The sequence below is a fragment of the Achromobacter spanius genome, assembly GCF_002966795.1.
Taxonomy (GTDB): Bacteria; Pseudomonadota; Gammaproteobacteria; order Burkholderiales; family Burkholderiaceae_B; genus Achromobacter; species Achromobacter spanius_D.
The window spans coordinates 689,284-709,600 of the sequence record NZ_CP023270.1 but is presented as its reverse complement, the minus strand read 5'-3'; the positions used below and the strand labels follow the sequence as shown (position 1 = coordinate 709,600).

20 protein-coding genes are annotated in these 20,317 nt (G+C 64.9%); 7 read left to right on the top strand and 13 right to left on the bottom strand.

The genetic code is table 11. From position 1 onward, the window contains the following. Positions 1 to 82: 82 nt before the first annotated feature. The 12 genes from erpA to pmbA form a co-directional block, all read right to left on the bottom strand. Entirely contained in the window at positions 83 to 454 is a 372-nt protein-coding gene (erpA, locus tag CLM73_RS03170) for an iron-sulfur cluster insertion protein ErpA (protein WP_056564370.1), read from the bottom strand. A gap of 86 nt (positions 455 to 540) precedes the next feature. Continuing rightward, positions 541 to 1,290, bottom strand: a complete 750-nt coding sequence (locus CLM73_RS03165; protein WP_105237285.1) for a DUF6776 family protein — start codon at positions 1,288 to 1,290, stop codon at positions 541 to 543. A 42-nt stretch (positions 1,291 to 1,332) separates the two neighbouring features. Beyond that, entirely contained in the window at positions 1,333 to 2,397 is a 1,065-nt protein-coding gene (argC, locus tag CLM73_RS03160) for an N-acetyl-gamma-glutamyl-phosphate reductase (RefSeq protein ID WP_056564375.1), read from the bottom strand. Between the two features lie 196 nt (positions 2,398 to 2,593). Beyond that, on the bottom strand, positions 2,594 to 2,986 hold the full coding sequence (gene rpsI, locus CLM73_RS03155) for a 30S ribosomal protein S9 (RefSeq protein WP_008163098.1): 393 nt from the start codon (positions 2,984 to 2,986) through the stop codon (positions 2,594 to 2,596). Positions 2,987 to 2,995: 9 nt separating this feature from the next. Continuing rightward, on the bottom strand, positions 2,996 to 3,424 hold the full coding sequence (gene rplM, locus CLM73_RS03150; RefSeq protein WP_056564379.1) for a 50S ribosomal protein L13: 429 nt from the start codon (positions 3,422 to 3,424) through the stop codon (positions 2,996 to 2,998). A gap of 269 nt (positions 3,425 to 3,693) precedes the next feature. Then, the gene (locus CLM73_RS03145; protein ID WP_105237284.1) at positions 3,694 to 4,404 is read right to left on the bottom strand and encodes an ABC transporter ATP-binding protein; all 711 of its coding nucleotides are present in this window, start codon (positions 4,402 to 4,404) and stop codon (positions 3,694 to 3,696) included. Beyond that, positions 4,401 to 5,189, bottom strand: a complete 789-nt coding sequence (locus CLM73_RS03140; protein WP_105237283.1) for an ABC transporter ATP-binding protein — start codon at positions 5,187 to 5,189, stop codon at positions 4,401 to 4,403. Before CLM73_RS03140 ends, CLM73_RS03145 begins: the two co-directional genes overlap by 4 nt. After that, positions 5,182 to 6,057, bottom strand: coding sequence for a branched-chain amino acid ABC transporter permease (locus tag CLM73_RS03135; protein ID WP_105237282.1), 876 nt, complete (start codon positions 6,055 to 6,057; stop codon positions 5,182 to 5,184). Before CLM73_RS03135 ends, CLM73_RS03140 begins: the two co-directional genes overlap by 8 nt. A gap of 3 nt (positions 6,058 to 6,060) precedes the next feature. Next, positions 6,061 to 6,942, bottom strand: a complete 882-nt coding sequence (locus tag CLM73_RS03130) for a branched-chain amino acid ABC transporter permease (RefSeq protein ID WP_056564389.1) — start codon at positions 6,940 to 6,942, stop codon at positions 6,061 to 6,063. 168 nt (positions 6,943 to 7,110) lie between these two features. Then, positions 7,111 to 8,265 (bottom strand): ABC transporter substrate-binding protein, encoded by a 1,155-nt coding sequence (locus CLM73_RS03125; RefSeq protein ID WP_056564393.1) that lies wholly within the window; start codon positions 8,263 to 8,265, stop codon positions 7,111 to 7,113. Positions 8,266 to 8,519: 254 nt separating this feature from the next. Beyond that, positions 8,520 to 9,614, bottom strand: a complete 1,095-nt coding sequence (locus tag CLM73_RS03120; RefSeq protein ID WP_105237281.1) for a TRAP transporter substrate-binding protein — start codon at positions 9,612 to 9,614, stop codon at positions 8,520 to 8,522. A 196-nt stretch (positions 9,615 to 9,810) separates the two neighbouring features. Then, a complete protein-coding gene (pmbA, locus tag CLM73_RS03115; protein ID WP_105237280.1) occupies positions 9,811 to 11,175 on the bottom strand; it encodes a metalloprotease PmbA in 1,365 nt (454 codons plus the stop codon). A 58-nt stretch (positions 11,176 to 11,233) separates the two neighbouring features. Here pmbA and yjgA point away from each other — a divergent pair, with 58 nt between their 5' ends. The 6 genes from yjgA to CLM73_RS03080 all read left to right on the top strand — a co-directional run bounded on the left by yjgA (position 11,234) and on the right by CLM73_RS03080 (position 16,221). Next, the gene (yjgA, locus tag CLM73_RS03110) at positions 11,234 to 11,785 is read left to right on the top strand and encodes a ribosome biogenesis factor YjgA (RefSeq protein WP_105237279.1); all 552 of its coding nucleotides are present in this window, start codon (positions 11,234 to 11,236) and stop codon (positions 11,783 to 11,785) included. A gap of 19 nt (positions 11,786 to 11,804) precedes the next feature. Beyond that, positions 11,805 to 12,479 carry an alpha/beta hydrolase gene (locus CLM73_RS03105; RefSeq protein ID WP_105237278.1) on the top strand — a complete coding sequence of 225 codons (675 nt, stop codon included), beginning with the start codon at positions 11,805 to 11,807 and terminating at the stop codon, positions 12,477 to 12,479. A 380-nt stretch (positions 12,480 to 12,859) separates the two neighbouring features. Continuing rightward, positions 12,860 to 13,864 (top strand): ABC transporter substrate-binding protein, encoded by a 1,005-nt coding sequence (locus CLM73_RS03095; protein ID WP_056564406.1) that lies wholly within the window; start codon positions 12,860 to 12,862, stop codon positions 13,862 to 13,864. Beyond that, entirely contained in the window at positions 13,864 to 14,679 is an 816-nt protein-coding gene (locus tag CLM73_RS03090; protein WP_105237276.1) for an ABC transporter ATP-binding protein, read from the top strand. The genes CLM73_RS03095 and CLM73_RS03090 overlap by 1 nt, the downstream gene beginning before the upstream one ends. 3 nt (positions 14,680 to 14,682) lie before the next feature. Next, the gene (locus tag CLM73_RS03085; protein ID WP_105237275.1) at positions 14,683 to 15,519 is read left to right on the top strand and encodes an ABC transporter permease; all 837 of its coding nucleotides are present in this window, start codon (positions 14,683 to 14,685) and stop codon (positions 15,517 to 15,519) included. A gap of 9 nt (positions 15,520 to 15,528) precedes the next feature. Then, the gene (locus CLM73_RS03080; RefSeq protein WP_105237274.1) at positions 15,529 to 16,221 is read left to right on the top strand and encodes an isochorismatase family cysteine hydrolase; all 693 of its coding nucleotides are present in this window, start codon (positions 15,529 to 15,531) and stop codon (positions 16,219 to 16,221) included. 21 nt (positions 16,222 to 16,242) lie between these two features. Here CLM73_RS03080 and CLM73_RS03075 read toward each other — a convergent pair whose 3' ends face one another. Beyond that, positions 16,243 to 18,684 carry a GNAT family N-acetyltransferase gene (locus CLM73_RS03075; protein WP_105237273.1) on the bottom strand — a complete coding sequence of 814 codons (2,442 nt, stop codon included), beginning with the start codon at positions 18,682 to 18,684 and terminating at the stop codon, positions 16,243 to 16,245. Between the two features lie 134 nt (positions 18,685 to 18,818). Here CLM73_RS03075 and gltX point away from each other — a divergent pair, with 134 nt between their 5' ends. Continuing rightward, a complete protein-coding gene (gltX, locus tag CLM73_RS03070; RefSeq protein WP_105237272.1) occupies positions 18,819 to 20,225 on the top strand; it encodes a glutamate--tRNA ligase in 1,407 nt (468 codons plus the stop codon). Positions 20,226 to 20,317: the final 92 nt, after the last annotated feature.

The window sequence follows — 20,317 nt, the reverse complement described above, 5'->3', positions numbered from 1 at the left end:
GCAATGATCGGCACGAAATCGGCGCCCAATGCAAAAAGCCCTTCGGCAAACCGAAGGGCTTTTGTCTTTCCTGCCTGGGCGATTACACCGAGAACGAGGAACCGCAGCCGCAGGTGGTGCTGGCGTTGGGATTGCGGATGACGAACTGCGCGCCTTCCAGGTCTTCCTTGTAGTCGATCTCGGCGCCGACCAGGTATTGGAAGCTCATCGGGTCGACGAGCAGTTGCACGCCGTCCTTGTCCAGCACGGTGTCATCTTCGTTGACGACTTCGTCAAACGTGAAACCGTACTGGAAGCCGGAACAGCCGCCGCCCTGCACGAAAACGCGCAGCTTCAGTTCGGGGTTGCCTTCTTCGGCCAACAGGTCTTTCACTTTGGCGGCAGCCGAGTCGGTGAACACCAGGGGGATAGGCGGGGGGGCCTGAAGGTCGACGGTTTCGGTCACTGCATTCATGGTTCACTCCTGGCCGATTCGGCCATATTTCAGTGAGCGGCGTCGCCGCTCGTATGGTGTCACTATAGCGCAGGGCTTGACCAGACTCAAAGTTCCAGTTTGACACTGCGCGAGGCGCGGACGGTTTCACCCTCGAGGACGCTGATGGTGACACTTTCGGGGACAAATCCCTCGGGCACGGCCAGGATGCCCTGGCTGCGCTGGTACTGGTCGAACTGCAGGGCGAGCGAGGCGGCAGCCAGGTTTTCGCCCGTGGCCGTGACAGGGCCGGTTTCGGCCTTGACCTGCATGGGCGCGAGGTCGACGGTGACGGTTTCGCCCTTGAGCACGCCGGTGGCCTGAAAGCGCAAGGCGCCCGCGAAGGGCGTACCGCCATTGCGGCCGCTGCGCATCAGCAGCACCTTGTAGCGCAGACCGCCGCCTTCGCGGTCGATCTGCACGCCGCGGATGTCCACCGACCCTTCCGGGCCGGGCGGCAGCAGTTGTTCATAGAACGCCAACTGGTCTCGCACCCGGCCGACCTCGGCCTGCGCGGCGTGAAGCTGCGTTTCCAGTTCCTGGCGGGCGGATCGCTCGATGACCAGTTCGCCGTCGGCGGTATCGAGTTGGCCGCGAATGTAGCGTAGCTGCGTGGCCTGCTGACGCATGGCCTCGTCCTGGGCCTCGGCTTGCTGGACGCTGATGACCACGGCGTCCTGCGGGCGGTAGAGTTGACGCGCGTGAAAGAACCCGGCGGCGCCACCCACCAGCACGCCCAGCAGCAGCATCGCGCAAAGACGCACGATGGCGCCATGACGTGCGCGAGGCTGGGGACTGACTGACGGATCTGCAGGCATAAAGAGCAGCGTTGGCGGCCCGCCAAGCGGGCCGCCCTGGCCTTACGGCAGGATGGCGACCTGGTCGAGGCCGACCGTTTCGGGAATGCCGAACATCAGGTTCATGTTCTGCACCGCCTGGCCGGCGGCGCCCTTGACCAGATTGTCCTGCACCACCATGACGATCAGCAGATCGCCGTTACCCGGGCGGCTGAGCGCGATGCGCAGGTTGTTGGAACCGCGCACCGAACGCGTTTCGGGATGGCTGCCGGCAGGCATGACGTCCACGAAGGGTTCATCGGCGTAGCGCTGCTCGAACAGGGCCTGGAAGTCGGTGTCGCGCGCTTCGGGGTTGATGCGGGCATAGATGGTGGAGAACATGCCGCGGATCATCGGCACCAGATGCGGCACGAACGTCAGGCCCACCTTGCCGCCAGCCAGCTTTTCAAGCTGGGCGGAGATTTCGGGGTGGTGGCGATGACCGGCCACGCCGTAGGCCTTGAAGTTGTCGGAGGCTTCGGAGAACAGCGAACCCACTTCCGCCTTGCGGCCCGCGCCGGACACACCCGACTTGCAGTCGGCGATCAGCGTTTGCGTATCGACCAGCGGCTTGCCGCCTTCGAGCAGCGGAGCCAGGCCCAGCAGCACCGTGGTCGGATAGCAGCCGGGGTTGCCGATGACGCGCGCCTTGGAGATGGCCTCGCGATTCAGTTCCACCAGGCCATACTGCGATTCGGCCAGGATGTCCGGGCAGGTATGGGGAATCTTGTACCAGCGCTCGAACGTGGGGATGTCCTGCAGGCGGAAGTCGGCGGCCAGGTCGATGACGCGGGTGCCCGCGGCGATGAGCTCTTGCGCTTGCGCCATGGCCACGCCATGCGGCGTGGCAAAGAAGACGACGTCGCAGTCGGTCAGCGAGGCCTTTTCCGGGGCCGAGAAGGCAAGCTTCACACGGCCGCGCAGGTTGGGATACATGTCGGCGACGGGCAGGCCGTCTTCCTTGCGGGACGTGATGGCAGTCAGTTCCACGTTGGGATGCTGCGACAGCAAGCGCAGTAGTTCGACGCCGGTATATCCGGTGCCGCCGACGATACCAACCTTGATGCGGGTGTTCGATGCTTGGGCCATGATGGATGCTCTTCGGAGAACGAATGACGATTGTATCGCTCGGGAATCGGGGGATCGCACAGGCGTGCCGGATTTGGCACTGCAAACCTTTTTTCCGACCGGGCGGGCGGCGCGGAGTTCCACGCAGGGCCGGCGATGACACGGCATTGCCGGCCCAAAAACAAAAAGCCCGCCGAAGCGGGCTTTTTGCAGGGCATTAACGCTTGCTGAACTGCTTGCGACGACGCGCCTTGCGGAAGCCGACCTTCTTACGTTCGACTTCACGGGCATCGCGCGTGACGAAGCCAGCTTGCGACAGCGAGGGCTTCAGCGTGGCGTCGTAATCGATCAGGGCACGCGTGATGCCGTGACGGATTGCGCCGGCTTGGCCGGTTTCGCCGCCGCCGTGCACGTTGACCTTGATGTCAAACGATTCCAGGTGGCCGGTCAGTTCCAGCGGCTGGCGCACGACCATACGGCCGGTTTCACGAGCGAAGAACTCGTCGACGGGCTTGCCGTTGACGACGATCTTGCCAGTGCCCTTCTTGATGAAAACGCGAGCCACCGAAGTTTTGCGACGGCCGGTTCCGTAATTCCAGTTACCGATCATGGCGTTTCCTTAGAGATCCAGCGTCTTGGGCTGCTGGGCGGTATGCGGGTGCTCGGCACCGGCATAGACCTTAAGCTTCTTGATCATGGCGTAGCCCAGAGGACCCTTGGGCAGCATGCCCTTGACGGCCTTCTGAATGGCACGGCCGGGAAAACGCTCTTGCATTTTCTCGAAGTTCGTTTCACGGATACCGCCCGGGTACGTCGTGTGGCGGAAGTACTTCTTGTCCTTCGCCTTGGCACCGGTAACAACGATATCGGACGCGTTGATGATGACGATGTAGTCACCAGTATCAACGTGAGGCGTGAATTCAGGTTTGTGCTTGCCACGCAGACGACGTGCGACTTCGCTGGCCACACGACCGAGGACTTTGCCCTTGGCGTCGATCACAAACCAGTCACGTTGGACTTCATGCGGCTTGGCCACAAAGGTCTTCATGATGGTTCCTAAGAATAAAAATTTGCTCTGGCCGGAACATCCCGCCAGTGTTCTTTCCCAAACTAGGCCGCGTATTGCAGCCCTTAATCGCCCCCCGCCTAAGCGTTATGAATCCGCCCGTGCAAAGGTCAAAATGAGGGAAAGCCTGAAATTCTAACACGGATGCTCAAAAAATGGGCAAGTGGAAAGAATCCAGGTGGCTTGCGGCCCACCGCCACAGGGCGGCAGCCGCAAATCTTTTCAGGGGGACAGGTCAATCCCCTGCCCGCTCAGGCGCCCAGGTAGGCTTCCAGGACGCGGGGGTGACCCAGCAGTTCGCGGCCGGTGCCCTTCAGCGCCAATGCGCCGTTTTCAAGCACGTAGCCGTGCTGCGCGATCTTCAAGGCCTGGCGCACGTTCTGTTCGACGAGGAACAGCGTGAGGCCGTCGGCGTTGATGGCGCGCAGCGAGCGGAAGATTTCCTGGACCACGATCGGCGCCAGGCCCATCGACGGTTCGTCCAGCAGCAACAGGCGGGGCTTGGCCATCAAGGCGCGGCCGATGGCCAGCATCTGCTGTTCGCCGCCGGACAGGTTGCCGGCCATGCCGTTGATCCGTTCCTTCAGGCGCGGGAACAGATTGAACACATATTCCAGATCGTTGGCGACGTTCTTCAGGCCGCGGCGGTAGGCGCCGAGTTCCAGGTTTTCCAGCACCGTCATGGTGGTGAGGATGGCCCGGCCTTCCGGCACCTGCACGATGCCGCGCGACACCAGCTGGTTCGGCGCGAGATTGGTGACGTCTTCGCCCTCGAAGAGGATGCGGCCGCGCGCCTTGGGCAAGAGGCCCGACAGCGCCAGCAGCGTGGTCGACTTGCCGGCGCCGTTGGCGCCGACCAGGGCGGTGATTTCGTTGGCGTTCAGGTCCAGGTCGATGCCGCGCACGGCTTCGATGTGGCCGTAGTTGACCTCGAGTCCGCGGACTTCCAGCATGGCGCTCATTTGGCGGCCTCCGCTTGTTCGGTGTCTTCGTCGTCTTCGCGGCCCAGGTAGGCCTCGATGACCTGCTCGTTGTTGCGGATTTCCTCGGGACCGCCGCAGGCGATGATCTTGCCGAAGTTCAGCACCGCGATGCGTTCGCACAAGCCCATGACGAAGCGCATGTCGTGCTCGATCATGAGGATGGTGTAGCCGCGATCGCGGATCGCCAGGATCTCGCGCATCAGTTCGGCGCGTTCGCCGGTGTTCATGCCGGCGACGGGCTCGTCCAGCAGCAGCAGCTTGGGCTCGGTGGCCAGCGCACGCGCCAGCTCCAGGCGGCGCTGTTCGCCGTAGGACAGGTTGTCAGCCAGATCGTTGGCCTTGTGATCCAGGCGCATCCACGTCAGCAGTTCATGCGCGCGTTCGCGGGCGCGCTGCTCGTGTTCGCGATAGCCGGGCAGGCCCAGCAGCAGGCTGGGGAAACCGTAGTTCATGTGGCGGTAGGCGCCCACGACGACGTTTTCCAGCAGCGTCATCTCCTTGAAGAGACGGATGTTCTGAAACGTGCGGGCGATGCCCATGCGCGTGATGCTGTGCGGCTTCTTGCGCAGGACGCTTTCGCCCTGGAACGTGATGGAGCCGCCGCTGGGCGGCAAGAGGCCGGTGATCAGGTTGAATACCGTGGTCTTGCCGGCGCCGTTCGGGCCGATCAGGCCGAAGATGGCGCCTTCGGGCACGGACAGGCTGACGTCATGCAGCACATGCAGGCCGCCAAAGCTCTTGGAGACGGAGGACAGCTCAAGCATGACGCTTCCCTCCCTGGCGGCTTTGACGCATCCAGCGCTTGAAGCGCGCCGGATCCCAGATGCCTTGCGGCAGGAACAACACAATCACCACCAGGATCACTCCATTCGCGATCAGGCGCAGATCGGCGAATCCGCGCAGCAATTCAGGCAGCACCGTAATGATGAAGCTGCCGATCACGGGACCGGCCAGGCCGCCGATGCCGCCGAGGATCGCCATCGTCAGAATTTCGACGCCGCGGTCGAAGCCGTATTCGTTGGGACCGATGAAGAACGTCAGGTGCGCGTTCAACGCGCCAGCCAGGCCGGCGATCATGGCGCCGGCAACAAAGGCCAGCATCTTGTTCGAACGCACGTTGATGCCCATCAGGCCCGCCGCCGTCTCGTCGCCACGGATGGCGTCGAAGGAGCGGCCGATCTTGGAAGCACGCACGCGCCACAGCACGAACAGCACGATGATGACGGCCAACAGGACGTGCCACCACTGCGTGAGTTGCGGGATGCCGTTCAGGCCCAGCGCGCCGCCGGTGATGGACTCGGTGTTCAGGATGGTCACGCGGACCACTTCACCGAAGCCCAGCGTGGCCATCGCCAGGTAGACCCCGGACAGCCGCAACGTCGGCAGGCCGATCAGGGCCGCCACCAGCGCGGGCGCGGCCATGCCGCCAGCCAGCGCCACCGTGAACGGGGCGTCGTAATTCATGGTGAGCAGCGCGGCGGTGTACGCCCCGATGCCCATGAAGGCAGCGTTGGCCATGGCCAGCATGCCGCAGGCCAGCGTCAGCCAGATGGAGAGGGCCAGGAGTGCATTGGTGCCAAGCGTCAGCACCAGGTTGCCGTAGATGGCCCAGAAATTTTCGAATCCGCTCATACCTTAAGCCTTGCGTTGAACCACTTTGCCGAACAGACCTTGCGGGCGGACCAGCAGGATCAGGAACAGCAGGCCGAAAGCCACCGCGTCGCGCATGGTGGAGCCGATGTAAGCCACGGACAGCACCTCGGCGAAGCCCAGGAAGAGACCGCCCAGCATGGCGCCGCGAATGTCTCCCATGCCGCCCAGGATGATGACCGCGATGCCCTTGTGCAGCATCGGCTGGCCCATCAGCGGGAACAGCGCGTTCGAGTACAGCCCGATCAGCACGCCGGCCACGCCGCCCAGAGCGGCCGCGGCGAACGAGGTGGTGATGAACAGCTTTTCGACGTTGATGCCCAGCAGCCAGGCGGCCTTGGGCGATTCGGCAATGGCGCGCAGCGCGCGGCCGAACTGCGTGCGGCGCATCACGTACATCAGCACGGCCATCAGCGCGAACGACAGGAAGATGATGCCCAGTTCGATGACGGTCAGGTGCAGGCCGGCGACTTCGATGACTTCCTCGGGCACGGTGCCGTGCGGGAAGCGCAGGTTGCTGGCGCCAAAGATGCTTTGGGCGCCGTTGTTCAGGATGATGCCGACACCGATGGTGGCGATCATGGGAATCAGGTGGGGTGCGTTGCGCTTGCGCAGCGGCTTGAGGACCAGGTAGTCGATGATGACCCCAGTGAAGCCGGCAACGAAGAACGCGACCATCAGCGCGGCCCACAAGGGCAGGCTGAACTGCTGGACCACGACAAGTGCTGCGTAGGCGCCAACCATGAAGACGGCGCCATGCGCCAGGTTGATCACCCCGAGCACGCCGAAGATCAGCGTGAAGCCGAGCGCGAACAGTGCATACACACAGCCCAGCGACAAGGCATTGACGAATTGTTGTTCGAACATGATGGGACTTTCCAGATCTGAGAGGGCCACCTCGCCGTGCCCACAGCGAGGTCTTTTCTGCTTCCGGGGAAGCTTTCTACTTGGGACGGCCCTGCGATAAAAAGCGCCTTGCGGCCGGCCGGGAGGCCGTCCGCAAGGCGCATCCCCCCGCGCGGGGATGCGTACTGCTTACTTCTCGATGACGTACTTGCCGTCCTTGGTCACGCTGACGATCGGCGCCTGGTCGGCGTCGTAACCGGCCGGCTTGCCGGCGCGATCGTTGGCCTGGCGGAACTTGAACGGGCCGGTGGCGCCAGTCCAGGTCACGGCCGGCAGGGCGTCGCGCAGGGCAGCGCGATCCTTGGCCAGTTCGCCGGAGATCTTGGTGTTCTTCAGGGCCTGGGCGACGATGTACATGGCGTCATACGACTGCGCCGCGAACTGGTCGGGGGCATTCGTGAACTTGGCCTTGTAGGCGTCGATGAACTTGACGTTCTCGGGGGCCTTGTTTTCGATCGACCACGGGCTGCCGATCCACAGATTGTTCGACGCGCCGCCGGGGGCCAGGTCGAAAATCTTGACCGAGTTCATGCCGTTGCCGCCGATGACGGGCACGTTCAGGCCGAGCTGGCGGGCCTGGACCATGATCGGGGCGCCTTCGGCCAGCAGTGCGGACAGCACGATGGCGTCGGGGTTGGTGCCCTTGATCTTGGTGAGCTGGGCCTTGAAGTCCACGTCGCCCTTGGCGAACGTTTCGGTCGTGGTGACCGGAATCTTCTGGTCTTCCAGGGCCTTCTTGAAGTTGTCGTAGCCGCTCTTGGTGAAGACGTCGTCGTTGCCGTAGAGCACCGCCACGTTCTTCAGGCCGGTCTTGGCCTTGACGGTGGAGATGGTGGCGGGCAGCACGTCGGCTTCGGTGACCGAGTTGCGGAACACGTAGTTGCCGATGGAGGTGATGCCGTCAGCGGTGTTGGAGGTGCCGAAGGCGACCGTCTTGGCGGCCTGGGCGACCGGATCGGCGGCCTGGGCGGAGTTCGACAGGGTGGGACCGAAGACCATCAGGACGTTGTCCTTGAAGATCAGCTTCTTGAAGACGTTGATGGCTTCTTCTTTCTTGCCTTGTTCGTCTTCGATCACCAGCACGATCTTGTTGCCGTTGATGCCGCCTGCGGCATTGATTTCATCGGCAGCGAGCTGGAAACCGTTGCGGATCGACACGCCGTACTGGGCGGCGCCGCCGGACAGGGCTTCAGCCACGCCCAGCTTGATGTCGGCAGCGTGGGCGGCCGGGACGATACCGGCGGCGATCAGCGCGGCCAGCAGCTTTTTGGTCTTGGATTGCATGGTTGTTACCACCTTAAAGTCTGTCTCGGAATATTGGTAATCCGGGCTGATGTAATCCTGCCGGATTGACGTCGATGCCGCCTAAAGGCCGCATGTATGCGCGTCAAGACCCGGGATATTACTCCTTTGTATCAGGCCGAAACTCGAATGCCGTTCAACAAAAGCCTCAAAACCGCCCATTTTTTTGTAAAAAACGTGTGGTTACTAGCACAAACCCTGAAACTCACCGAATGCCATTCGGCACCGGCTTCCTCCTAACCCCTGGCCGACAGCGCCACGCCCAGATACTGGCCGAACGCGCCTTCGGTCAGGCGAAACCACGGCATCTCGCTGTCGCGAAAGCCCATGTAACTATCATGCAAAGCCTTGAATCTGGGGTCTTTGGCGCTCAAGTCCTTGTAGACCTGCTGCGATGCCTCGAAGGCGGCGTCCATGATCGACCGGGGAAAAGCGCGCACTTGCGCGCCATTCGAGGTCAATTGCGCCAGCGCCTGCGGATTGAGGGCATCGAACCGCGCCGTCGCCGTGGTGTGCGCAGCCAGCGCGGCCGACTGCACGACGGCCTGATAGTGCTTGGGCAGCTGATTCCAGGCCTCGTCGTTGATATACAGCGACAGCTGTTCGCCGCCCGCCCACCAGCCGGGTGCGTAGTAATACTTAGCTACTTTATTCAGGCCGAGTTTGGCGTCCTCGTAGGCGCCCGCCCCTGCCACTGCCTGCAGGCCTTCCTTTTCGAAGAGCTCGGCCAGCTTGGCCAGGTCGGCCTGCTGCGGCACGACGCCAAGACGGGACAGCACGTCGCCGGCCAACCCGCCGACCCGCATCTTCAGGTCTTTCAGGTCGCCGGTGCGCTTGATTTCCTTGATGTACCAGCCGCCCATCTGGGCGCCGGTATTGCCCAGCGGAAAGTTGATGATCTTTTCGGGTTTGAAGAGTTCGCGCGTCAGGCGCAGGCCCTCGCCTTCGCTCATCCAGGCGCTCATCTGGCGCGCATTCAGGCCGAACGGCACGGCCGCGTCAAAGCTGAACGCGGGATTCTTGGCGTAGTAAAGGCGCGAGGAGACGTGCCCGCATTCCACCTTTTTGGTGGACACGGCTTCCATCAGGTCGGCGGCGGCAACGACTTCCCCGTCCGGGAAGTGGCGGATGTTGAACTTGCCGCCCGTGGATTCGGCAACGATCTTGCAGAAGTTTTCGGCGGCGCCGACGCGCAGGTCCAGGGCGCTGGGAAAGCCTGAAGACAGGCGCCAGCTGACCGAGGGCATGTCCTGGGCGAACGCGGGCGCGCTGACCGCGGCGCCAGCGACGGCGCCCAGGCTGGCGCGCTTCAGGAATGAACGTCGTTGCATCACTTTGCTCCTATACGGCAACACCCGGGACTTTGAGCAATACCCGCCGGATATTACACGGTGGCAATGACCGGAACGGCTAGAGGAAATCCCGAGCATAAAGGGGCTGCAACGCGGGGGGTTGCAATGCGGGGGGATTGCAAAGCGGGCAAATAGAGGGAACCGGCGGCGCCTTGGACGCCGCCGGTCCGCGGGATCAGGTCCCGGCGATCGCCATCTGCTCGATGAGGATCGAGCCCGTGGTCTTGGTGCCGCGCGAAATGGTGTCGGCGCCGACCGCGACGATCTGCTTGAACATGTCGGCCAGGTTGCCGGCAATGGTGACTTCCTGCACCGCATGCTGGATCTGGCCGTTTTCGACCCAATAGCCGAAGGCGCCGCGCGAGTAGTCGCCCGTCACGTAATTGACACCCTGCCCGATCAGTTCGGTGACGAGAAAGCCCGTGCCCAGCTTCTTGAGCATGGCTTCGAAGTCGTCGCCACGGCGGGTCCGCGTGGAGCTGAACACCAGATTGTGCGAGCCGCCGGCGTTGCCGGTGGTGGTCATGCCCAGCTTGCGGGCAGTGTAGGACGACAGGAAGTAGCCTTCGAGCACGCCGTCCGACACCACGTTGCGGCGGCGCGTGCGCACGCCTTCGTCGTCGAACGGCGAACTGCCCATGGCGCCGCGGATGTGCGGGTCTTCGACCAGGTTGATGTGCTTGGGAAAGAGCGGCTTGCCCAGCGAATCCACCAGGAAGCTCGCCTTGCGGTACAGGGCGCCGCCGTTGACGGCCTGCGTCAGCGCGCCGACCAGGCCAAGCGCCAGCGGCGCCTCGAACAGGACCGGAAACTTGCCGGTGCGCACGCGGCGTGCCGACAGGCGCGACAGCGTACGTTCGGCGGCGTAGCGGCCGATGGCTTCGGGCGAAGCCATCTTGGCCGGATCGCGCTCGGACGTGTACCAGTAGTCGCGCTGCATGCCATTGCCGCGGCCCGCGATGGGCGCCACGGACAGGCTGTGGCGCGAATATGGGTAACCGCCCAGGAAACCGCGCGTGTTGCCCATCACGAACTGGCCTTCGTACGTGCCGACCGAGGCGCCGTCGGTGTTGGTGATGCGCGGATCGACCTCACGGGCGGCGCGCTCGGCGCGCAGCGCCAGTTCGGCCGCTTCCTCGGTAGAGACGGTCCAGGCGCGGTGCAGGTCCAGGTCTGGGAATTCGGTGGCCAGCTGGTCGGCGTCGGGCAGGCCGGCGGCCGGGTCGGCGGCGGTATGGCGGGCGATGTGCCAGGCGGCTTCGACCGTCTGGCGCAGGGCGGCTTCGGAAAAGTCGGACGTCGACGCGGAGCCACGGCTTTGGCCGGCGTAGACCGTCAGGTCCAGCGCCCGGTCGCGCGTCTGCTCAACGGTTTCGATGTCGTTCTTGCGGACCGAGACGGATAGTCCCAGGCTTTCGGAGACTTCCGCGGCGGCGTCGGAGGCGCCAATCTGGCGCGCGTAGGCCAGGGTTTGCTCGACAAGTTCGGAAAAACGCGCGTGATTCGCCGCCAGCGGCAAGGATGAGGAGGTTTTAACCATTGCAGTCCAATTTGCAGAGACGGTTATCATAGCCAAGTCTGTCATTGCGCAGTTTTCCATGAATTCCCATCCCCAAGAAGATTCCGTCGACGACGGTTACGACGAGAACGGCTACGACCGTCCCAGCAAGTCCCAGGTCAAGCGTGACATGCACGCCCTGTTGGACCTGGGCAAGCAGTTGATCGCGCTGTCGCCCGAACGTCTGAAGCAATTGCCGCTCGAAGAGCGGCTGTACGAGGCCATCCGCATGGCCCAGCGCACCACTGGCCGCGAGGGTCTGCGGCGTCAGGTCCACTTTGTGGGCAAGCTGATGCGCGACGCGCCGGCCGACGTCATCCGCAAGCAGCTCGACGTCTGGGAGAACGGCTCCCGCGAGGAAACGGCCGCCATGCACCGTCTTGAGGGGCTGCGCGACCGCCTGCTCGATGACGACGACGCCCTGACCCGCCTCCTCAGCCTCAACCCGCAGGCCGACGTGCAGCAGTTGCGCACGCTGATCCGCGCCGCGCGCAAGGAAAAGCTGGCCAACGCATCGCTGCTGCAGGGCCAGGAGCCGCAGAAAAAGCACTACCGCGCGCTCTTCCAGGCGCTCAAGACCCTCACCCTCTGATATTCCCTACGGCCCGTCCATGAACGCACCCGACCTGCTCGACTGCATCGAGATCGAAACCGCTCCCAACCCCACGCATGCCGTGATCTGGCTGCACGGCCTGGGCGCCGACGGCAACGATTTCGCGCCCATCGTGCCGGAACTGCGCCTGCCCGCCGGGCGCGGCGTGCGTTTCGTGTTCCCGAATGCGCCGGTTCAGCGGGTCACCATCAACAACGGCATGTCGATGCGTTCCTGGTACGACATCCTGGTGATGGATCTGGTGCGCGTGGAAGACGGCCGCGGCATCCGCGCCTCGGAAACCGCCATCCACCAGTTGATCGCCCGTGAAAACGCGCGTGGCATCCCGACGTCGAACATCGTGCTGGCCGGGTTCTCGCAAGGCAGCGCGATGACCTTGCACACGGGCCTGCGCCTGAAAGAGAAGCTGGCCGGCATGATGGCGCTGTCTGGTTATCTGCCGCTGGTGGACACGGCCGAGGCCGAGCGCCAGCCCGCCAACAATGCCACGCCGATCTTCATGGCCCATGGCCAGTACGATCCGGTGGTGTCGCTGGCGCGCGCCGAAGCGTCGTTGGCGGAATTGAAGCGCCTGGGCTATGACGTGCGCTGGCACACGTACCCGATGCCGCACTCGGTCTGCGCCGAGGAAGTGTCGGACATTTCGGACTTCCTGAACGAAGTGCTGGTCTAGCGCAGCGGGGGCCAGGAGCCATATCGGGCGGCGCGCAAGGCGCGGCTCGTGTTCCTGGCCGATGGGCGCGCAGACATTGCGCGCCTACGATGGGTGAGCCGCCCGCAATGGCTCAACATCCCAAAACGCCCCAAAACGTCATTTTGTATACCAACTGGTATTCCAGCTTCGCATTGTCGAGGCTTAGAAGGCGTGCGTCCATAGAGAAAAACGCCAATCGCAAAAGGCTTGTCGCCTGCTTGTCTTGAATATAGTATTCGATCCAAGCCTCACCGGCCCGGGCCAACTCTGTTCGGGCTTCCCTGTTGTTGCAGTCGATCCATCCCATTGGCCGTGTTGCGCCGATCCATCGGCGCATTCAAGACGCAGGAGAAAGTCCCGTGAAGACCTTGCCCTTGCCCCGCCTGGCAGGCGCGGCGCTGCTCGCGCTGCTTGCCCCACTGGCCGCCCAGGCCGAAGCCCTGAACCCGCCCGTGAAGGTGCGCTACGAAGAAGTGGTGCGATCCATCCTGTACGTGCCGAAGTACGTCGCGCTATCGCAGGGATACTTCAAGGACGCCGGGCTGGACGTGTCCATGAAGACCTCGCAAGGCACCGACAAGGGCATGACTGCCCTGCTGTCGGGCAGCGCGGACATCGTGCTGATCGGACCCGAGGCGTCCATCTATGTGCAGAACAGCGAATCGCCAGTCAAGCCCAAGATCTTTGCCGGCCTGACCGCCACCGACGGCTTTTTCCTCTTGGCGCGCAAGCCGGTCGACAAGTTCGACTGGTCCATGCTCAAGGGCAAGGAAGTCATCGGCTTTCGCCCCGGATCGAATCCGATCGTGTTCCTGGAGACCGCGCTGCGCAAGCACGGCCTGGATCCCCAGAAGGACGTAAAGCTGCTCAACAACATCGGCATCCCGGCGCGCGCCGGCGCCTGGATGGCGGGCCAGGGCGAATACGGCATCTTCCTGGAGCCCGAGGCCGGCGAGCTGGTGCGCAACGGCAAGGGGCACATCGTCGCGTCCGTCGGGCATGAAGTCGGGCAAGTGGACTACACGGTCTTCACCGCCACCGACAAATACATCCGCGACAACCCCAAGGTCATCCAGGCCTGGACCGACGTGGTGGCGCGCGCCGAGAAGTACGTGAAGGACACGCCCGCGGCCACGCTGGCCCCGCAGATCATGACCTTCTTTCCCGGCATGGACCAGGCCGCGGTGACCGAGGCGATCGAACGCTACAAGCAATATCAGATCTGGAAGACCACGCCGCTGGTGACGGCGCAGGCGATGTCGCAATTGCAGGACATGCTGGTCGCCAGCGCCGTGATGAAGGACAGCGCCCGCGTGAAGTACGAGGACGTGGTGATCGCCGACTTTGCCAAGAAGGCGCAATGATGGGCGCCGCCATCCACAACCTGAAGCCGGCGCCCGCCACGGCCAAGATCGAACTGCGCGAGGTCTGTCTTTCCTACTTCACGCCCGAGGGCGAGACCGAGGCGCTGTCGAACGTCTCGTTCACCCTGGCGCCGGGCGAGTTCGTCAGCCTGATCGGGCAAAGCGGCTGTGGCAAGAGCACGCTGCTGTCGTTGATCGCGGGCCTGATTCCGCCGACCTCGGGCGCGGTGCTGGTCGACGGGCAGGCGGTGACCAAGCCAAACGCCCGCATCGGCTACATGCTGCAGCAGGACTACCTGTTCGAGTGGCGGACCATCCTGGATAACGTGATGCTGGGCGCCGAGATCCAGGGCCGGCGCGACGCGCGCAGCGAAGCGCGCGCCGTGCATCTGCTTGAAAAATGCGGCCTGGGCGCGTTCCTGTCGCATACGCCCCGGCAGTTGTCGGGCGGGATGCGCCAACGCGCGGCGCTGGCGCGCACGCTGGTGACCGAGCCCGACGTGATCCTGCTGGACGAACCGTTTTCCGCGCTGGATTCGCAGACCCGCCTGGCGATCTCCGACGAAGTCGTGGACATCCTGCGACGCGAAGGCAAGACGGTGGTGCTGGTGACGCACGACATCGGCGAGGCCATTGCGATGACCGACCGCGTGATCGTGCTGTCACGCCGGCCGGGACGCCTGAAGAGCCAGTACCGGATCCATTACGGTGACGGCCAGGTCCGGCCCACGCCTTTCCAGGCGCGCTCGCGGCCGGAGTTCAACACCTACTTCAAACAGCTCTGGGACGAGCTGGATGTCCACGTGGAGGGCTGACCCATGAACGCGCCGATTGCCAATACCGTTCCGCTGCGCGCCGTCCCCGGGCCCAGCGAGAAATACCTGAACTACCTGCGCCGCGACCGCGCGCGCCGCCGCAATATCCGCGTCGCCCAGGCGCTGCTGCTGGCGGTCTTTCTGTGCGCGTGGGAAATCCTGCCGCGCATGCACATCCTCAATCCGCTGCTCACCAGCTATCCCAGCGCGCTGTGGCCCACGTTCATCGAACTGTGGAATCACGGCAGCCTGGGCAAGCACATCATGACGACGCTGTCGGCCACGCTGGTCGGCTTTGTGCTCAGCATGGGCATCGGGATCGTGGTGGCGGCCGCGCTGTGGTGGTCGGACTTTCTGTACAAGGTGCTGGACCCCTTCCTGGTCGTGGCGAACGCCATGCCCAAAATCGCGTTCGTGCCGATCTTCTATCTGTGGCTGGGGTCGGACTATGCGGTGTACGGCATGGCGGTCGCGATTGCGGTATTCGTGACCATCATGGTCGTGTATGCGGGATTCCGCGGCATCGACCTGAACAAGGTGAAGCTTGCCCACACGTTTGGCGCCAGCCGCTGGCAGGTGCTGACCAAGGTCGTGCTGCCAGGCAGCGTGCCCACGCTGATCGCCGCCGTGAAAATGAACATCGGCTTGGCGCTTGTCGGCGTGATCGTGGGCGAGTTCCAGTCGGCGGATTCGGGGCTGGGCTTTCTCATCATGAACGGCAGCCAGGTGTTCAAGCTGAACATCGTCATGACCGCCATCGCGATGCTGGCGCTGATCTCCAGCGTCATGTATCTCATCATTTATCGCGTCGAGTCCGTCGTCGCGCGGCGCTACGGCTAAGGAGGCAGCATGGAATTCCCCCAATGGGTGAAGGATCGCGTCGTGGCTCGCCAAGGCTGCCTGCATCCCTATGACGAACTGCCGGGCGCGCGCACGGCGGTGGTCGTGATCGACATGCAGCAGTACTTCCTGATGCCGGGGTATCAGGGCGAATGCGCCCCCGCGCGCCAGATCATCGAACCCATCAACCGCCTGTGCAGCGCCGTGCGCGATGCGGGCGGGGTCGTGGTGTGGGTGCAGACGGCGTCGGACAACGCCGACGTGTTCTGGTCGCATCATCACGGCGTGATGCTGACGCCCGAGCGCAGCGCCCGCCGCCTGGAAACGCTGCGGCGCGATTCGCCGGGCTTTGCGCTGCATCCGGACCTGCACGCGCAGGCTACCGACCTGCGCGTGGTCAAGCGCTTTTACAGCGCCATGGCGCCGGGTTCGTCGGAACTTGAGCCACTGCTGCGCGGCCTGGGCGTGGATACGCTGTTGATATCCGGCACCGTTACCAACGTGTGCTGCGAATCCACCGCGCGCGACGCGATGATGCGGGACTTCCGGACCATCATGATCGACGACGCGCTGGCCGCTGTGACGCCGGCCGAGCACGAGAACGCGCTGCACGGCTGGATGCTGTTCTTTGGCGACGTGCTGTCGGTGGACGAAGCGGCCGCGCGGCTTACGCCCGCGCAGCCGTCCCGCAGGACCGCCTGAAGCATCCCGCCCCGCCGGGTATCACCCCAGGTCCAGCCAGACCCGGCGCATCGTCGGATCCTCGGGGTCGCGGTCGTTGGTGAAGCCCAGGCTCGTCATCAGCGCCAGCATGGGCCGGTTGGTCGACAGCACCAGGCCGTCGATGTATTCCAGGCCCTGCTCGCGCGCGGCGTCGATCAGCGCGGTCATGAGCTGACGTCCCAACCCGCGCCGCTGCCAGTCGTCGCCGATCACCAGCGCGTACTCCGCGCCCCGGCCGTCGGGGTTGCGCAGGTAGTGGGCAAAGCCCACCAGCACCTCGCGCGGATGGCCGCGATTGGCGGGATTGGGCACCTGCGTCGCCGCCACCAGCGCGAGCTCGCGGTGATAGTCCACCTGCGTGTAGCGCGACACCATGCGCGGCGTCAGTTCGCGCATCATCGAGACGAACCGCATGTAGCGCGACCGCTCCGACAGGCCGCGGATGAATTCCTGCAGCGCCTCGCCGTCTTCGGGGCGGATCGGGCGCAGCACCCATGGGATGCCGTCATCGAACCGGCGCACCTGCACCAGCCGCGCCGGATACGGGTGGATCGCCATGTGCGGATAGCCGGTGGTCTGCGGCGACGCGCAGCCGGGCGTCTCGGTCAGCGTCATGCGCAGGCCGCCGGCGCGCAGATGCGTTTCGCCGGCATAGAGCGGATCGATGTCCAGGGATTCGATGTCGGGCAATTCCGACACCAGTTCGGACACCAGCACCAATGCCTGCTGCAGCGCCTCGGCGGCCAGATGGCCGACCCGGGGGGCCAGCACCCGGCGCCACAGCCGGCTGCGTTCGATGAGCTGGCGCGCCAGATAGCCGTTCAGCGGCGGCAGGTCCATGCCGCGCTCGGCCAGCGACAACACCGCGTCCGGCCCGCCCGCGCCAAAGCGGATGACGGGACCGAACTGCGGATCGCGCCGCACGCGGATCGCCATGGGCCGGGACTCGGCCTCACCGGCGGCAGATGGCGCGGCGGCATCAGACAGGGGCACATAGAACAGCGACAGCAACGTACGGATTTCGGCGGTGTTCAGTTCGCGCCGGCAATCGGCGCGCACGCGCGCAACGATCTCGCGCGCGGCCGCCAGATCCGGCACATGGGTGGCGGGTTCAGGCGGCTGCGTCTGCAGCAGCAATTGCTGGTTGTAGTGGTGCGACGCCAGCACGCCGAATGCGTCCGCGGCCGACTCGGGCGTGCGGAACGCCGACGTGCCCGCATCGTCCAGCATGCGCCGCAGCGGCCGCATGCCGGCGTCGCCCATGAAGCAGGTCACCACGGGTTTCTTTGCCGACGGCGCGATCTGCGCGAGTTCGCGCGCCACCGCAGGCATGTCGGCCAGGGCATCGGGCGCCAGCAGCACCAGCACGCCGTCCACGCCGGCGTCGTCCAGGACGGCTTCGAGCATGGCGCGGATGCGCTCGGGCGTCATCGGCAGATAGGTGATGACGGGGTTGGCGGTGCCGGCGTCGGGCTCCAGCATCTCGGCCAGCGCGCGCTGCGTGGCGGGCGTCAGGTCGGCGCGCAGCACGGCGGCGTCGGGGCCGATCAGGTCCATGGCGAGCTGCGGAGGGCCGCTGCCGTTGGAGATCAGCGCCACGCGCCGGCCCTTGGGGCGGCGCGTGTAGCCCAGCACTTTGACGGCCGAGAAGAGCTGCACGAAATAGCGCACGCGCACGGCGCCGGCCCGGCGCAGGGCCGCGTCGAAGATGGCGTCGCTGCTGTCGGCATCTGAGCGGCCGGCCTTGAGCACGATGACCGGCTTGATGCTGGCCGCGGCCCGCAGGGTGCTCATGAATTCGCGGGCGGGCCCGACGTCTTCCAGGTAGAGGACGATGCTGTCCGTGCGCGGATCGCTGGCCAGGTAGTCCAGCAGCTTGGGCAGGCCCACCACGGCTTCGTCGCCCAGCGACACGGCGGTGGAAAAGCCGATGTGCACGTCCTCGGCCCAGTCCATGACGGCGGCCATGATGGAGCGCGACTGCGCCACCAGCGCCACGCGGCCGGCGCGGGCCAGCACCGGGTGCTGGCTGAAATTCAGGCCCGCGTGCGGCCGCTGCGCCCCGAAGGAGCGCGGCCCCAGCAGTTCACAGTGGTTTTCCTCGGCCCAGGCCCGGCACAGCGCCAGCGTGCCGCGCGGGTACGGGTCGGGCAGTTCGTGGGGCAGCAGGATCACGGCGCGGGGCGACAGCGGCGCCAGGCGGCGCAGCGTTTCCGGCAGCACGCCGGGCGACACGCAAACCAGGGCCAGATCGGGCCGATCGCCCGCGGCCAGGCCTTCGAGCTTGTCCGGCAGGCAGGGCGCGGCGCCGGGTTCGACGGCGACAACCGTGGTCTTTGCCTTCAGGGCGGGAGACAGGGAACTTGCCGCGGGCAGCGGCCGGTCGGCCACGATCACCAGCGAAGCAGGTTCGAACATCGGCGCAAGAGCGTGTCTCAACATAGGGAGGTCGGGCCAGGGCCTGTTCACACTAATCTAAAATAGCGTTCATCGTATCAAGACAAGCCCGCTGTCCGCTTGATGAGGACACTGCCCGACGCCGCTTTGTGGCGCCGCAGCCGCTACCACTGCCACCTATGACTTCCAACGCCACTACTCCCATTCGCACCCGCTTTGCGCCTTCGCCCACCGGTTTCCTGCATTTGGGCGGCGCGCGCACCGCGCTGTTCTCCTGGGCCTTCGCGCGCCACCACCAGGGCACTTTCGTGCTGCGCATCGAGGACACGGACGTCGAGCGGTCCACCCCGGAAGCGGTGCAGGCCATTCTGGACAGCATGGAATGGCTGGGCATGCAGCCCGACGAAGGCCCCTTCTACCAGATGCAGCGCATGGACCGGTACCGCGAGGTCGTGGCCCAGATGCTGGCCGCCGGCACCGCCTACCATTGCTACAGCTCGCCCGAGGAAGTCGAAGCGATGCGCGAAGCCGCCCGCGCCCGCGGCGACAAGCCGCGTTATGACGGCACCTGGCGCCCGGAACCCGGCAAGACGCTGCCCGCCATCCCCGAAGGCCGCAAGCCCGTCGTGCGCTTCAAGAATCCGCAGGACGGCGCCACGGCCTGGAACGACATGGTCAAGGGCACGATCAGCTTCGACAACACCGAGCTCGACGATCTGATCATCGCGCGCCCCGACGGCACGCCCACCTACAACTTCTGCGTGGTGGTCGACGACTGGGACATGGGCATCACGCACGTGCTGCGCGGCGACGACCACGTCAACAACACGCCCCGCCAGATCAACATCCTGCGCGCACTGGGCGCCACGCTGCCCGAATACGGCCACGTGCCGATGATCCTGGGTCCGGACGGCGAAAAGCTGTCCAAGCGCCACGGCGCGGTCAACGTGATGGAGTACGACAACGAGGGCTACCTGCCCGAGGCCATGATCAACTACCTGGCCCGCCTGGGCTGGAGCCACGGCGACGACGAACTCTTCTCGCGCGATCAGCTCGTGTCGTGGTTCGACACCAAGCACCTGTCCAAGTCCGCGTCGCAGTGGGACCCCAAGAAGCTGAACTGGGTCAACGCCCACTACATCAAGCAGATGGACAACGCCGAACTGGCCGAGCGCGTCGCCACGCGCGTCGCGTCGCGCGGCGGCTTTCCCGAGAAGATCGACCTGCCGGGCGTCATGGGCCTCCTGAAGGACCGCGCTGAAACGCTGGAGCAACTGGCCGACGGCGCGATGCTGTTCTGCGGCGAGTTCAAGGGCGCGCCGGCCGACCTGGCCGAACAGCACCTGACCGCGCCGGCCCGCGAGGCGCTGGCCGACTTCGCGCAGCGCGCGCAGGATGCGGAGTGGACGCGCGAAGCGCTGTCCGCGCTGATCAAGGCCGTGCTGGCCGACCGCGGACTGAAGATGCCGCAACTGGCCATCCCGCTGCGCGTGGCGGTCACCGGCCAGACGCAGACGCCTGCGGTGGATGCGGTGCTGGCGCTGCTGGGCAAGGAAACCGTGCTCAAGCGGCTATCGGCGATTTGAACCCGGGTGTCTGACATGCCTACTACCCAGGTGTCTGACACCCTTGAGAGAAAACGCCGCGCACTCGCGACGGTCTACGCAGGGTGTCTGAC